Annotated in this window: 1 protein-coding gene; it reads right to left on the bottom strand. The window is 74.9% G+C overall.

All coding sequences use genetic code 11. From position 1 onward, the window contains the following. Positions 1–26 precede the first annotated feature (26 nt). Positions 27–15,623 carry a type I polyketide synthase gene (locus tag ACFV9T_RS25165; RefSeq protein WP_385444108.1) on the bottom strand — a complete coding sequence of 5,199 codons (15,597 nt, stop codon included), beginning with the start codon at positions 15,621–15,623 and terminating at the stop codon, positions 27–29. Between the last annotated feature and the right edge of the window lie 15 nt (positions 15,624–15,638).

Raw genomic sequence — 15,638 nt, 5'->3', positions numbered from 1 at the left:
GCAGGGCGGGATGTCCGGTGACGTGGTCACCCTTTTCCGAATTTCTTGTCGATGTAGTCGAAGATGTCGTCGTCCGCGACCGAGTCGACTGTGTGCGGGACGGTGTCGCCCAGCACCTCGGCACGGGTCTCCCGCCACGTGGAGAGCAGGGACTGCAGTCGTTCCGTGATGCCGTCGAGCGCGGCGTCGTCCATGTCCGTCCCGGCGATCGCGTCGGGGGTGAAGGCGGACAGCGCGGACTCCAGCTTCCCGATGTCCTCCAGGAGAGGGACGGCCGGTGCCGCGAGCGCGGGTGCGAGTTCCGCGAGCAGGTGGCGGGCCACGGCGGCCGGGGTCGGAAAGTCGAATACCAGGGTGGCGGGGAGCCGTTGGCCAGTGGCGGCGTTCAGGCGGTTGCGCAGTTCGACGGCGGTCAGGGAGTCGAAGCCGGACTCCTTGAAGCTCTGGCCGGGGCCGATCGCCTCCGGTCCGCTGTGGCCGAGGACGGTGGCGACATGGGTCCGTACCACGTCCAGGACCAGGCGCTCGCGCTCCTTGTCGGGCGTTGCCTCAAGGCGTTCGCGGAGGGTTCCGGTACCGGTCGGGGTCTGCTCGGGCAGCGGCAGGGCGGGGCCGCGGACCAGGTCGCGCAGGATCGCGGGGATCGGGGTTCCGGCGGCCTGGGCCTGGCGGCGCAGGGTGCCCGGTTCGAGCCGGGTCGGCACCAGTACGGCGTCGGTCCGCTGGAGGGCGGTGTCGAACAGGGCGAGGCCGAACTCGGCGGGCATCGGGGCGACTCCGCCACGTGCCATGCGGGTGCGGTCCACTTCGTCCAGGCGTCCACCCATGCCGTCGCTCTGCGCCCACAGGCCCCAGGCCAGTGAGGTCGCGGGCAGCCCTTGGGCCGCGCGGTGCCGGGCGAAGGCGTCCAGGAAGGCGTTGGCGGCGGCGTAGTTGGCCATGCCGGGGCTGCCGAGCGTGCCGGAGAAGGAGGAGTAGAGGACGAACGCCGCCAGGTCCAGATCGCGGGTCAGCTCGTGCAGGTTGAGTACCGCGTCGACCTTCGGGCGCAGCACCCGGTCCAGCCCGTCCGGGGTCAGCGTGTCGATCACGCCGTCCTCGGTGACACCGGCCGTGTGGATCACGGCGGTGAGCGGGTGGGCGGCGGGGATGCCGCCGAGCAGGCGTCCGAGTGCGTCGCGGTCGGCGATGTCGCAGGCGGTCAGGGTGACCTGGGCGCCGAGTTCGCCCAGCTCGGCGCTCAGTTCGGGCATGCCGTCGCCGGCCGGGCCGCGTCGGCTGGCCAGGACCAGGTGGCGGACTTTGTGCTCGGTCACCAAGTGGTGGGCGAGCAGCTTCCCGAGGCCCCCTGTGGCGCCGGTGATCAGGATGGTGCCGTCCGGGTCGAGCGGGGCGGGCGTGGCGGTTCCGACCGGGGTTCCCGCTTCGGCGGTGTTCGCCCGGCTCAGCCTGGGCACCAGCGTCCTGCCCGCGCGCAGGGCGAGTTGGGTCTCGTCCTGGTCCGGGTCGAGAGCGGCCGCGAGGGCGCGCGGGAGGGCCCGGTGGGAGTCCGGGTGACCGTCGGTGTCGATCAGCACGAACCGGTCGGGGTGCTCCGACTGCGCCGAGCGCGCCAGGCCCCACACGGGCGCTCCCACCAGCCCGGGCACGTCGTCGCCCGGGGCGGTGGAGACGGCCGCGCTGGTCAGCAGCACCAGCCGGGAGTCGGCGAGGCGGGGGTCGGCCAGCCAGGTCTGGAGCAGTTCCAGGGCCCGGCGGGTGGTCGTACGGGCCGCTTCGGCCCGGTCCGTGACGCCGGCCGGGTGGGCCGGGATCGCGGCGACGACGACCGGGGGGACCGGGGTGCCGGTCTCGTGAGCCGCGGTGAGGGCGGCCAGGTCGGGGTGGGTGGCGAGGGTCGTGCCGGTCGTGCGGAGCGCGTCGGTCAGGGCGGCGTCGGGCTCGCCGAGGAGGGCCAGGGTGTGCGGGGCCGTGCCTGGTCGCGGGTGCGCGGGCAGTGCCTTCCAGTCGAGCCGAAGGAGCGCGTCGCCGGTCGCGGCGTCCGGGAGTTCGGCGTGGGAGACGGGCCGGGAGATCACCGCGTCGACCTCGGCCACCAGGGTTCCGTCGGCGTCCGCCACGCGCACCGACAGGGTGTCGGGGCCGGCCGTGCCGAGGGTGACCCGCAGCGGGCCGGTCGTGCCGGGCGTGTGCACGCGGATGCCGCGCCAGGAGAACGGGCGGCTGGCCCGCAGCTCGCCCTCCGGGGCTCCGGTGAGCGCGACGGCGGCGGCTGCCTGGAGGGCCGCGTCGAGCAGGACGGGGTGCAGGGTGAAGCCGTCGGACCGGATGGCGTCGGGCAGTTCGACCTCGGCGTGGATCTCCGCGGGGGCCGCCGGGTCGGACGTGTCCGCGGGGGTGCTTCGCCAGACGGTGCGCAGGCCTTGGAAGGCGGGCCCGTAGACCACGCCGGTGTCGGCCAGTCGCTCGTGGAAGCCGTCGAGAGCCACCGGTTCGGCCCCGGCCGGTGGCCAGATGCCGCCCACGGTGCCGGGCCGTGGCCCGGCACCGATGGTGAGCAGGGTGCCTTCGGCGTGCCGGGTCCACGGGGTGTGGGGGTCGGCTCCGTCGGGCCGGGAGTGCAGCGTCAGGGTCCGGCGTCCGGACTCGTCCGGGGCGGCCACGGTCAGCCGGAGCACGACGGCGCCGTGCTCGGGCACCAACAAGGGTGCCTCCAGGGTGAGTTCCTCGACCAGTGCGCAGTCGGCCTGGCGGGCGGCGCGCAGCGCCAGTTCCACGAACGCCGTGCCGGGCAGCAGCGCGGAGCCCAGCACCAGGTGGTCCGCCAGCCAGGGATGCGTGTCCAGGGAGAGCCGACCGGTGAACACCAGCCCGTCGGAGTCGGGCAGTTCGAGGGCGGCGCCCAGCAGCGGGTGGCCGGTGGCGCCGAGACCGACCCCGGCCACGTCGCCCGCCCCGGCCGGGGCGGCCTGCGGCCAGTAGCGCCGACGCCGGAACGCGTAGGTCGGCAGGTCGACGCGCCGGCCGGGCCGTCCCGCGAACACCGCGTCCCAGTCCGGGGTGGCGCCCTGCACCTGGGCTTCGGCCAGCGACCGCAGGAAACGGTCGGTGCCGCCCTCGTTCCGGCGCAGGGAGCCGACCGCGCGGGCGTCGCAGCCGAACGCGTCGAAGCTGTCCTGGAGCCCGACCGTCAGCACGGGATGCGGGCTGGCCTCGACGAACAGGGCGAAGTCCGCGTCCACGAGCCGCCTCGTGGCCTCGTCGAGGCGAACCGGCTGCCGCAGGTTGGTGTACCAGTACTCGGCGTCGAGCCGTTCGGTGTCCAGCCAGTCGCCGGTCACCGTCGACAGGAAGGGCACCTCCCCGGAGCGCGGGCTGATCGGGGCCAGCTCGGCGAGCAGTTCCTCGCGGATGGCCTCGACCTGGGCGGAGTGGGAGGCGTAGTCCACGGGTATTCGGCGGGCCCGGATCTCCTCGGCGGCGCAGTCGGCCATCAGCCGGTCCAGCGCGTCCGGTTCGCCGGAGACGACGATCGAGCTGGGGCCGTTGACCGCGGCGATGGACACCCGGCCGTCGAACGGCTCCAGGCGTGCGGTCAGCTCGTCCAGCGGCAGCGCGATGGAGACCATGCCGCCGCGGCCGGTCAGCGCGCCGAGCGCCTTGCTGCGCAGCGTCACGACCCGGGCCGCGTCCGGCAGGGACAGGGCGCCCGCGACGCAGGCGGCGGCGATCTCGCCCTGGGAGTGGCCGACGACCGCGGCGGGGTGGACGCCATGGGCCCGCCACAGCTCGGCCAGCGAGACCATGACGGCGAACAGAAGTGGCTGCACGACGTCCACCCGCTCCAGCGGGGGCGCGCCGGGCGCGCCGCGCAGCACGTCGTACGGCGACCAGTCGACGTACGCCTCGACGGCGCGGGCGCAGGCGGCGAACCGCTCTTCGAACAGCGGTGAGGCGTCGAGGAGTTCCGTCGCCATGCGGGGCCACTGGGAGCCCTGGCCGGGGAACACGAACACGGTCCGGCCCTCGGCGGCGACGGTTCCCTCGACGACGGCGGGGTCGCTGTCGCCCCGGGCCAGGGCGGTCAGGGCCCGGCGGAAGCCGTCCCGGTCGGCGGCGAGCAGCACCGCCCGGTGCGCGAACGCGGCGCGGGAAGTGGCCAGGGCGTACCCGATGTCGGCGGGGTCTGCCTCCGGGTGGGCGTCCAGGTGGGCGCGCAGCCGGGCGGCCTGCTCGCGCAGCGCTTCGGGGGTCTTCGCCGACAGGGGCCACGGCAGGGTCGTGCCGTCGGGCCGTACGTCGGGGTCGGGCACTGCGGGCTCGGGACCTGTGGGCGCCTGCTCGACGATGACGTGGGCGTTGGTGCCGCTGACACCGAAGGAGGAGACACCCGCCCGGCGGGGCCGTTCGCCCTCGGGCCACGGCACACTCTGCCTCAGCAGCGACACCCCGCCCGACGACCACTCCACATGCGCGGACGGCTCATCGACATGCAGGGTGCGCGGCAGCTCACCATGGAGCATCGCCATCACCATCTTGATCACACCAGCCACACCCGCGGCCGCCTGGGTATGCCCGATGTTCGACTTCACCGAACCCAGCCACAGAGGCTGTTCGCGGTCCTGCCCGTAGGTGGCGAGAAGAGCCTGCGCCTCGATCGGGTCACCCAACGTCGTCCCCGTACCGTGCGCCTCCACCGCATCCACCTCGGCGGCCGACAGCCGCGCGTTCGCCAGCGCCTGCCGGATCACCCGCTGCTGGGACGGACCGTTCGGCGCGGTCAACCCGTTCGACGCACCGTCCTGGTTCACGGCACTCCCCCGCAGCACGGCCAACACCCGGTGGCCGTTGCGACGGGCATCCGACAGCCGCTCCACCAGCAGCATGCCCACACCCTCGCCCCAGCCGGTGCCGTCCGCCGCGTCCGCGAAGGCCTTGCAACGGCCGTCAGGAGCCAAACCGCGCTGCCGGGAGAACTCGACGAAGGCCCCGGGGGTGCTCATCACGGAGACGCCGCCGGCCAGCGCCAGGGAGCACTCCCCCGAACGCAGGGCCTGGGCCGCCAGGTGCAGCGCCACCAGCGAGGAGGAACAGGCGGTGTCGACCGTCACTGCCGGGCCCTCGAAGCCGAAGGTGTAGGCGAGCCGTCCGGACACCACGCTGGCCGAGTTGCCGGTGGCGAGGTATCCCGCCAGGTCCTCGGCGGAGTTCAGCAGCAGGGAGGCGTACTCCTGGCCGTTGGTTCCGACATAGACGCCGGTCCGGCTGCCGTGGAGGGTGTCGGGGTCGATGCCCGCCCGTTCGAAGGCCTCCCAGGAGGTCTCCATCAGCAGCCGCTGCTGCGGGTCCATGGCCAGCGCTTCACGCGGGCTGATGCCGAAGAACCCGGCGTCGAAGTCGGCCACGTCGTGCAGGAATCCGCCTTCGCGGACGTACGAGGTCCCGGGCCGGTCGGGGTCCGGGTCGTACAGCTTGTCCAGGTCCCAGCCACGGTCGGCGGGGAAGTCCCCGATCGCGTCGGCGCCGTCTCGCAGCAGGCCCCACAGCTGCTCGGGCGAGTGCGCGCCGCCGGGGAACCGGCAGCTCATCGCCACGATGGCCAGCGGTTCGTCGTGCGCTCCCGTGGCGCCCGCCCCGGTCTCTTCCGTCCGCACGTCGCCGAGGAGTTCGGCGGTCAGGTGGACGGCCAGGTCGCGCGGGGTGGGGTAGTCGAAGACCAGGGTCGCGGGCAGGGGCAGGCCGGTGGCGGCGGTCAGCGCGTTGCGCAGTTCGAGCGCGCTCAGCGAGTCGAAGCCCAGCTCGCGGAAGGCGGTGCGCGCCGGTACGGCGCCCTGGGCCCGGTGTCCGAGCACGGCCGCCACCTGGTCGAGGACCAGTTCCCGCACGAGGCGGGGCCGTTCGTCGATGGGCAGGGCCATCAGCCGCCGTACGAGGTCGTCGGCGCCTCCGGCCGGGGTCCGGGCCGTCGCCCCGCCACCCCGGCGCATCTCGGCGAGGTCGGCCAGCAGTGTGTGCTGCCGGGGGTGGGCCGGGTGGGCCGTGAACCGGTCCCAGTCGATGTCCGCGACGACGCTCCCGGCCGTGTCCTGCTGCCAGCAGCGGGCCAGGGCGGCGAGCGCGGCCTCGGGGTCCATGGGGGTCACGCCGCCACGGGCGAGGTGGTGGGCGGTGTCCTCGGACTCGGCCATTCCGGCCTCCGCCCAGGCGCCCCAGGCGATGGACACGGCGGGCAGTCCGTCGGCCCGGCGCTGCTCGGCGAGAGCGTCCAGACAGGCGTTGGCGGCCGCGTAGTTGGCCTGGCCGGCGCTGCCGACGACACCGGCCAGGGAGGAGAACAGCACGAACGCCGACAGGTCCATGTCGCGGGTCAGGCGGTGCAGGTTCCGGGCACCGTCGGCCTTGGCGCGCAGTACGGCGGTGAACCGGTCGGGCGTGAGCCCGTCGAGGACCCCGTCGTCGAGGATGCCGGCCGCGTGGACGACGGCGGTCAGCGGCCGGTCGGCCGGGATGGCCGCCAGTACCTCGGCCAGCTCGTCGGGGGCGGCGATGTCGCAGGCCGCGAGGGTGACCTCGGTGCCGAGTCCGGTCAGTTCGTCGCGGAGTGCGGCCGCGCCCTCGGCCGCCGGGCCTCGGCGGCCGATGAGGAGCAGGTGTTCGGCGCCGTGGCGGGCCAGCCAGCGGGCGGTCCGGGCGCCCAGCGCGCCGGTGCCGCCGGTGACCAGGACGGTGCCGGACAGGCGCGGCGCTGTCGCGGGCCCGGCCGGGCGGGGCTCGTGGACCAGGCGTCGTACGAACACGCCCGCGGCCCGCACGGCCAGTTCGCTCTCGTCGCCGGTGCCCGCGAGCAGGCCGGTGAGACGGGAGGCGGATCGTTCGTCGAGGTGTTCCGGAAGGTCGACGAGGCCGCCCCAGCGGTCCGGGTGCTCCAGCGCCGCGACGCGGCCCAGGCCCCAGATCCGGGCCTGCTCCGGGTGCGCGGGGCGATCGGAGCGGTTTACGGAGACCGCGCCGCTCGTCAGGCACCACAGGGGTGCCGGGATGCCCGCGTCGCCCAGTGCCTGGATCAGTTCGACGGTGCGCAGAGCGCCGCGCTCGTCGTCGGCGGCGAGCAGCGAGAGCACGCCGTCGACCGGCTCGCGGTGGCCGGCCAGCCGTCCGGCCAGTTCGGTACGGCCGCCCGCGCCCGCCTCGACGACGTCCACGCGAGCGCCGTGAGCGCGCAGGGCGTCCGTGGCGGCGGTGGTCCACTGCGGCGCGGGCACGGTCTCGGCCTCGGTCTGGGGCTCGGTCTGGGTCTGGGTCTCGGTCTGGGTCTGGGTCTCGGGGACGATCGCCAGCCAGCGTCCGGTGAGCGGCGGGGCGGCGGGGTGGGTGGTGGGCCGCCAGGTGACGCGGTAGCGCCAGGAGTCCGCGGTGGAGCGCGCGCGGTGCCGCTGCCGCCAGGAGGACAGGGCGGGCAGCACGTCGCTGAGCGAGGTCCGCCGGTCCTCGCCGACCTCGAGGGCGTCGGCCACCGCCGTCACGTCGGTGCGCTCGACGGCGTCCCAGAACGCGGCGTCCGCCGGGTCCGTGGTGGGCTCCGGGGCGGCGGGCGCCGGGGCCTGCGGCCAGTACCGTTCGTGCTGGAAGGCGTAGGTGGGCAGTTCCACCGGTCGTGCGTCCCGGCCGGTGAAGAAGCGGGCCCAGTCCACGGGCACGCCCCGGGTGTGCGCGCCGGACAGCGCGGCGACCAGGGTGTGGGCCTCCGGGCGGCCCTCCCGCAGGAGGGGCAGGGTCACGGTCTCGGGGCGGTCGGCCGGGGCGTCCTCGTCCAGCGTCTCCCGCGCCATGGCGGACAGCACGCCGTCGGGGCCCAGCTCGATCAGGGTGGTGACGTCCTGCCCGGCCAGGGCGCGGACCGTGTCGGCGAATCGGACCGGCCTGCGCACCTGGCGTACCCAGTAATCGGGCGAGCACAGGTCCTCGGCCGTGGCGGGCTCGCCCGTCACGCCGGACATCAGCCCGATCCTCGGCGGATGGAACGTCAGGCCCGCCGCGACCTCGCGGTACTCGGCCAGCATGGGTTCCATGCGCGGGGAGTGGAAGGCGTGCGACACCGTCAGCCGCCGGGTCTTGCGGCCCTGTCGGGCGAGATCGGCGGCGATCTCCAGGACGACGTCCTCGTCGCCCGAGACGACCGTGGCGGCCGGACCGTTGACGGCGGCGACCGACGCCCGGTCGGTCCGCCCGGCCAGCGCGGCGGCGACCTCCTCCTCGGTGGCCTGGACGGCGACCATCGCACCGCCGGCGGGCAGCGCCTGCATCAGGCGGCCGCGGGCGGCGACCAGCGTGCAGGCGTCGTCGAGGGACAGCACGCCCGCCACGTGGGCGGCGGACAGTTCGCCGATGGAGTGGCCCACCAGCCGGTCCGGGGTGACGCCCCAGGACTCCAGCAGCCGGTACAGGGCCACTTCGAGCGCGAACAGGGCCGCCTGGGTGTAGCGGGTCTGGTCGAGGGCGGTCGCGTCGGCGAACAGGACCTCCTTCAGCGGACGGTCCAGCCGCCCCTCGAAACGCGCGCACACCGCGTCGAGGGCCTGCGCGAACACCGGGAACGCGGCGTACAGTTCACGCCCCGTTCCGACGCGCTGGGCTCCCTGCCCGGTGAACAGGAAGCCCACCCGGCCACGACCGCCCGCCACGCCCCGCAGCAGGCCGGGCCCGGTGCGTCCGGCGGCCAGCGCGGCGAGCCCGGCGATCAGGTCGTCGCGGTCGTCGCCGACGATCGCCGCCCGGTGCTCCAGGGCCGTGCGCGTCACCGCCAGGGACAGGCCGACGTCGGCGGGGCGCGCGTCGGGGCGGGTCCGCAGATGGGCGTGGAGCTTCCGTGCCTGGGCGCCGAGCGCCGTCTCGGTACGGGCCGAGAGCAGCCACGGCAGCGGCGCCGCCGGGCCGTCCGCGTCCGCGGCGACGGCGGGCGCGGAGGCCGGGTCGTCGGGGGCCTGCTCCAGGACCAGGTGGGCGTTGGTGCCGCTGATGCCGAAGGAGGAGACGCCCGTGCGGCGCGGCCGGTCGAGGGCCGGCCATTCCCGGGCCTCGGTCAGGATCTCCACGGCCCCGGCGGACCAGTCCACCTGCCGCGTCGGCTCGTCCACGTGCAGGGTGGGCGGCAGCACGCCGTGCCGCATCGCCAGCACCATCTTGATGACCCCGGCGACACCGGCGGCGGCCTGGGTGTGCCCGATGTTGGACTTGACGGTTCCCAGCCACAACGGCCGGTCCTCCGGCCGGTCCTGGCCGTACGCCGCGAGCAGGGCCTGCGCCTCGATCGGGTCGCCGAGCGTGGTGCCGGTGCCGTGCGCCTCCACCGCGTCCACGTCGGCCGGTGTCAGGCGTGCGCTGCTCAGGGCTTGGCGGATGACACGCTGCTGCGCGGGGCCGTTGGGCGCGGTCAGCCCGTTGGACGCGCCATCCTGGTTGACGGCGCTGCCCTTGACGATGGCCAGCACCTGGTGGCCGTTGCGCCGGGCGTCCGACAGCCGCTCCAGGAGCAGCAGGCCCGCGCCCTCCGCGAGGCCGGTGCCGTCGGCGCCGTCCGCGAACGCCTTGACGCGTCCGTCGGGGGCGAGGCCGCGCTGCCGGGAGAACTCCACGAAGGTGGAGGGCGTGGCCATCACGGTGACACCACCGGCCAGCGCCATCTCACACTCGCCCTGCCGCAGCGCCTGGGCGGCCAGATGCAAAGCCACCAGCGACGACGAACACGCCGTGTCGACGGTCACCGCCGGGCCCTCGAGACCGAAGGTGTAGGCGACCCGGCCGGAGGCCACGCTGATCGAGTTGCCGGTGCCGAGGTAGCCCTCGTCGCCGTCGACAGCGGCGGCGATCTGCGTGTCGTAGCCCTGGTGCATGGCGCCGGCGAAGACGCCGGTCCGGCTGCCCTTCAGGGTGGCCGTGTCGATGCCGGCGCGTTCGAAGGCCTCCCAGGCGGTCTCCAGGAGGAGCCGCTGCTGCGGGTCCATGATGCCCGCCTCGCGCGGCGAGATGCCGAACAGCGCGGGGTCGAAGTCACCGGCATCGTAGAGGAATCCGCCCCCGGAGGTGGAGGAGGTGCCGGGCGCGTCGGGGTCGGCGTCGCGCAGGAGCCGCTCCAGGTCCCAGCCGCGGTCGGCGGGGAATTCGCCGGTGCCCTCCGCGCCGCTGGCGACCAGCTGCCACAGGTCCTCCGGTGACCGCACGCCGCCGGGGAAACGGCAAGCCATGGCCACGATGGCGATCGGCTCGCCGGAGCCCGTCACGGCCACCGGCCCGGTGGTCTCCTCGGCGGCGCCGAGCAGTTCGGCGTCCAGGTGCCGGGCCAGGCCGCGCGGGCTGGGGTGGTCGAAGGCCAGTGTGGGAGGCAGCCGCAGGCCGGTGGCGGTGCTGAGCCGGTTGCGGAGTTCCACCGCGGTCAGCGAGTCGAAACCGAGGTCCTTGAACGCCTGGTCGGGCTCGATGGCCGCCGGAGAGACATGGCCGAGGACCGCCGCCACATGGGTGTGGACCACATCCTCCAGGGCGCGTGCGCGTTCGGCCGGGGACAGTCCGGCCAGCCGCCGGACGGCCTCCGGCAGGGTGCCGTCCGGCTGGGCGGCGCGAGCCGAGCTGGGGCGGGCCGGACGGGGCAGCAGTGCGCGCAGCAGATGCGGCGGTTCCCCGGCGGCGGGCAGGCGGGCCGGGTCCAGGTGCATCGGCGCGAGGACGGGGTCGCCCCACGCGCCGGCCATATCGAACAGCGCCATGCCTTCGGCGGCGGTGAGCGGGGCCATGCCCCGGCGCCGGATGCGGGCGAGGTCGGCGTCGTCGAGGCGGCCTGCCATATCGGAGCCGTCTTCGTCCCACAGGCCCCAGGCCAGGGACCGGGCCGGCAGTCCGGCCGCCCGGCGGTGCTCGGCGAGCGCGTCCAGGGCACTGTTCGCGGCGGCGTAGCCCGCCTGACCGGCGGCGCCCAGCAGGCCCGCGGCGGAGGAGAACAACACGAACGCCGACAGGTCCAGGTCGCGGGTCAGTTCGTGCAGATGCCAGGCCCCGTCCGTCTTGGGACGCAGGACGCCGGTCAGCCGGTCGGGGGTGAGGGAGGACAGGACGCCGTCGTCGAGGACGCCCGCTGCGTGCACCACGCCGGTCAGCGGTCGCTCGGCCGGTATCCCGGCCAGCACCTCGGCCAGCGCCTCCCGGTCCGCCACGTCCACGGCGGCGACCCGCACGGAGGCACCCAGCGCGGTCAGTTCGGCCACCAGTTCCGCCGCCCCCGGCGCGGCCTCGCCCCGCCGGCTCGTCAGCAGCAGTCCGCGTACGCCGTGCTCGGCCACCAGGTGCCGGGCCACCAGCTTGCCGAGTGCGCCGGTGCCGCCGGTGATGAGGACGGTGCCGTCGGTGGGGAAGGCGGGGCGGGTGGTGGGGTCTGCCGGCGCGGTGGCGCGGGTGAGGCGGGCCGCGAAGGCGGTGCCGGCGCGTACGGCGAGCTGCGGCTCACCGGTGGCGATCGCGGCCGGGACCGCGCCGGGCGACGCGGCGTGCTCGTCGAGGTCCAGCAGGACGAACCGGTCCGGGTGCTCGGCCTGCGCGGAGCGCGCCAGGCCCCACACGGCGGCGGCCGCCGTGTCCGGCACGGTGTCCCCGGACTCGGCGTTCACGGCGCCACGGGTCGCGATGACCAGCCGCGACGCCGCCGTACGCGCGTCCTCGGTCCAGGACCGCAGCAGGGCGAGGGCCCACTGCGCGGCCCGGTGGACGGCTTCGGCACCCGTGCCGCAGTCCGGCACCGGCGCCAGCACCACATCCGGAGCGGGGTCGGCGGCGCTCGTACCGTCGTACGACCGCACGGGGACGCCCAGTTCCTCCGTCAGCCCGAAGCGGTCGTCCAGCACCGCGTACGAGGCGGCCTCCTGCTCGTCGGACGGGGGCCGGGCCGGTGCCCACTCCACGCGGAACATGGAGCCCCGCAGCGGGTCGTGGGCGGCGCCCAGCGTCTCCGGGGCCACCGGGCGCAGCGTCAGCGACTCCACCGTGGCCACGGGCGCGCCGGTGAGATCGGTGGCCGTGAGCGAGACGGTGTCCGCGCCGAGCCGGGTCAGCCGTACCCGCAGCGCCGACGCCCCGCCGGTGTGCAGGCTCACACCCGTCCAGGAGAACGGCAGCCGTACCCCGGCGGGGTCGTCGTGGTCCGTCAGGAGGCCGGCGGCGCCGATGGCGTGGAGGGCGGCGTCCAGGAGTGCGGGGTGCAGCCCGTAGCGCTCGGCGTCGGCCTCGGTGTGCTCGGGCAGTGCCACGTCGGCGGCCAGGCTGTCGCCGTCCCGCCAGAGACCGCGCAGCCCCTGGAAGAGCGGGCCGTACTCCAGGCCGGTGTCTGCCAGGCGCGGGTACAGGTCTTCGAGGGGTATCGGTCGCGCGCCCGCCGGGGGCCAGGCGGTCGGGCCGTCCGAGGCGGGTGCCGCGCTGTCGGCGAGGACGCCGTCCGCGTGCAGGGTCCACGGCTCGTCGGTGGCGGCGCCCGCACGGCGGGCGTGCACGCTCAGCCGTCGGTGTCCGTCCGTGTCGGGTGCGCCGACCAGCAGCTGGAGGTCGACCGGGGCGGATTCGGCGAGGGGCAGCGGGGCGTGCAGTGTCAGTTCCGCGACCCGGCCGCAGCCGACCTGGTCGCCCGCGTTGACCGCCAGTTCCACGAAGGCGGTACCGGGCAGCAGGACCGCGCCCGCGACGGCGTGGTGGGCGAGCCAGGGGTGGGTGGACAGCGACAGGCGTCCGGTCAGCAGGAAGCCGTTGCCGTCAGCCAGGGTGACCGCCGCGCCCAGCAGCGGGTGGTCGGCCGAGCCGAGACCGAGACCGGCGGTGTCGCCCGGACGGCCGGACCCCCGGAGCCAGAAGTGCTCCCGTTGGAAGGCGTAGGTGGGCAGTTCCACCCGCCGCGGGTCACGGTCGGCGAACACCGGCCGCCAGTCGACGCCGACGCCCTGGGTGTGGGCCTCCGCGAGGGAGACGAGGAAGCGTTCGAGGCCGCCCTCGCCTCGGCGCAGGGTGCCCAGGGCGAAGGCCGCGCCGTCGATGCCGGACAGCACTTCCTGCATCCCCATGGTCAGCACGGGGTGCGGGCTCACCTCGATGAACACGGCGCGGCGGCGCTGCGACAGGGTGCGTACCGCTTCCTCGAAGCGGACCGTCCGGCGCAGGTTGCGGTACCAGTAGGCGGCGTCGAGCGCGGCGGTGTCGATGGGTTCGCCGGTCACCGTGGAGCACAGCGTCACCTCGGCGGTGCGCGGCGCGATCGGCGCCAGGGCCGCGAGCAGCCGCTCCTCGATGGCCTCCACGTGGGCGGAGTGGGAGGCGTAGTCGACGGAGACACGGCGGGCCCGGATCTCCTGGGCCGCGCACTCGGCGAGCAGTTCGTCAAGGGCCTGGGTGTCGCCGGAGACGACGACGGAGGCGGGGCCGTTGATCGCGGCGACGGACAGCCGGTCCGCCCAGCGGGTGAGCCGCTTTTCCAGTTCGGCGACGGGCAGCGCCACGGACACCATGCCGCCCTTGCCGGAGAGTTCGGTCAGAGCCTGGCTGCGCAGGGTGACCACCCGGGCGGCGTCCTCCAGGGTGAGCGCACCGGCCACCACGGCGGCGGCGATCTCGCCCTGGGAGTGGCCGACCACCGCGGTGGGCTTGACCCCGTGGGCCTCCCAGAGGGCGGCCAGGGACACCATCACCGCGAACAGCACCGGCTGGACCACGTCGACCCGGTCCAGGGACGGTGCGCCGGGCACGCCGCGCACGACGTCGAGCGGCGACCAGTCGGTGAAGGGTTCCAGGGCGGCCGCGCATTCGCGCATCCGGGCCGCGAACACCTCGGAGGTGTCGAGCAGTTCGATGGCCATACCGGCCCATTGGGAGCCCTGTCCGGGGAAGACGAAAACGATGTCCTCGGCGCCGCCGGTGGCCGCACCGCGCACCACTCCGGCCGGCTCGGTGCCCGCGGCGAGGCTGTCGAGTCCGGCGAGCAGCCGTTCGCGGTCGGTGCCGACGACGACGGCTCGATGCTCGAAGAGGGCACGTGTGGTGGCGAGGGAGTGGCCGACGTCGGCCGGGCGCAGCGCGGGGTGGTCCCGCAGATGTGACGCGAGCCGGGTGGCCTGCTCGGACAGGGCAGCCGGGGTGCGGGCGGACAAGGCCCAGGGCAGTGCGCCGTCCGCGTCACTCTCGGGAGCGGCGCCCCCGGGAGCGGTGTGCTCGGCGGGCTCCGGCTGCTCCAGGATCACATGGGCGTTGGTGCCGCTCACTCCGAAGGAGGACACGGCGGCGCGGCGCGGGGCGCCGGTGCGGGGCCAGGGCGTGTTCTCGGTGAGGAGTTCGACGGCGCCGGCCGTCCAGTCCACCTGGGGGGTGGGTTCGTCCACGTGCAGGGTGCGCGGCAGCACGCCGTGCCGCATCGCCAGCACCATCTTGATGACCCCGGCGACACCGGCGGCCGCCTGGGTGTGCCCGATGTTGGACTTGACGGAGCCCAGCCACAGCGGCTGCCCGTCCCGCCGCTGCCCGCCGTAGGTGGCGAGCAGGGCCTGCGCTTCGATCGGGTCGCCCAGCGTCGTTCCGGTGCCGTGCGCCTCGACGGCGTCCACGTCGGCGGGGGTCAGCCGGGCGTTGCTCAGCGCCTGCTGGATGGCCCGCTGCTGGGCGGGCCCGTTGGGGGCGGTGAGCCTGCTGCTGGCGCCGTCCTGGTTGACGGCGCTGCCGCGCACGACGGCGAGCACCGGGTGTCCGTTGCGCCGGGCGTCGGAGAGCCGCTCCAGCAGGAGCATGCCGACGCCCTCGCCCCAGCCGGTGCCGTCGGCGGCGGCGGCGAACGGCTTGCACCGCCCGTCGGGCGCCAGTCCGCGCTGCCGGGAGAACTCCAGGAAGGTGGCCGGCGAGGACATCACGGTGACGCCGCTGGCCAGGGCGAGGGAGCATTCGCCCTCGCGCAGCGCCTGGGCGGCCAGGTGCAGGGCCACGAGCGACGAGGAGCAGGCGGTGTCGATGGTGACGGCCGGCCCTTCCAGGCCGAGCGTGTAGGCGACGCGGCCGGAGGCGATGCTGCCCGCGCTGCCCTGGCTGAGGTAGCCCTCGAACTCCTCGGGGACGTCGTGCAGCCGGGCGAGGTAGTCGTGGTACATGACGCCGGCGAAGATGCCGGTGCGGCTGCCGCGCATGGTCTTCGGGTCGATGCCGGCGTGTTCGAACGCCTCCCAGGAGCTTTCCAGCAGCAGCCGCTGCTGCGGGTCCATGGCCACCGCTTCGCGCGGCGAGATGCCGAAGAACGCGGCGTCGAAGCGGGCGGCGTCGTGCAGGAAACCGGCCTCGCGGACATAGGAGGTGCCGGGGTGGTCCGGATCGGGGTCGAACAGTCCGTCCAGGTCCCAGCCACGGTCGTCCGGGAAGCCGGAGACGGCGTCCGTGCCGGAGTCGACGAGACGCCACAGGTCCTCCGGAGACCGCACGCCTCCGGGGTACCGGCAGCTCATTCCCACGATCGCGATGAGCTCCGGCTCGTGGGACTCGGCCTCGCGCAGCCGCTGCCGCGTCTCGTGCAGCTCCGCGATGGCTCGCTTGAGGTAGTCCCGAAGCTTCTGCTCATTCTCCACTTGACGTTGGCTCCT

It is taken from the genome of Streptomyces sp. NPDC059850 (genome assembly GCF_042731515.1).
Classification (GTDB): Bacteria; Actinomycetota; Actinomycetes; order Streptomycetales; family Streptomycetaceae; genus Streptomyces.
Note: the sequence above shows the minus strand (reverse complement) of the source record. Positions and strands in the feature narration are given on the sequence as shown.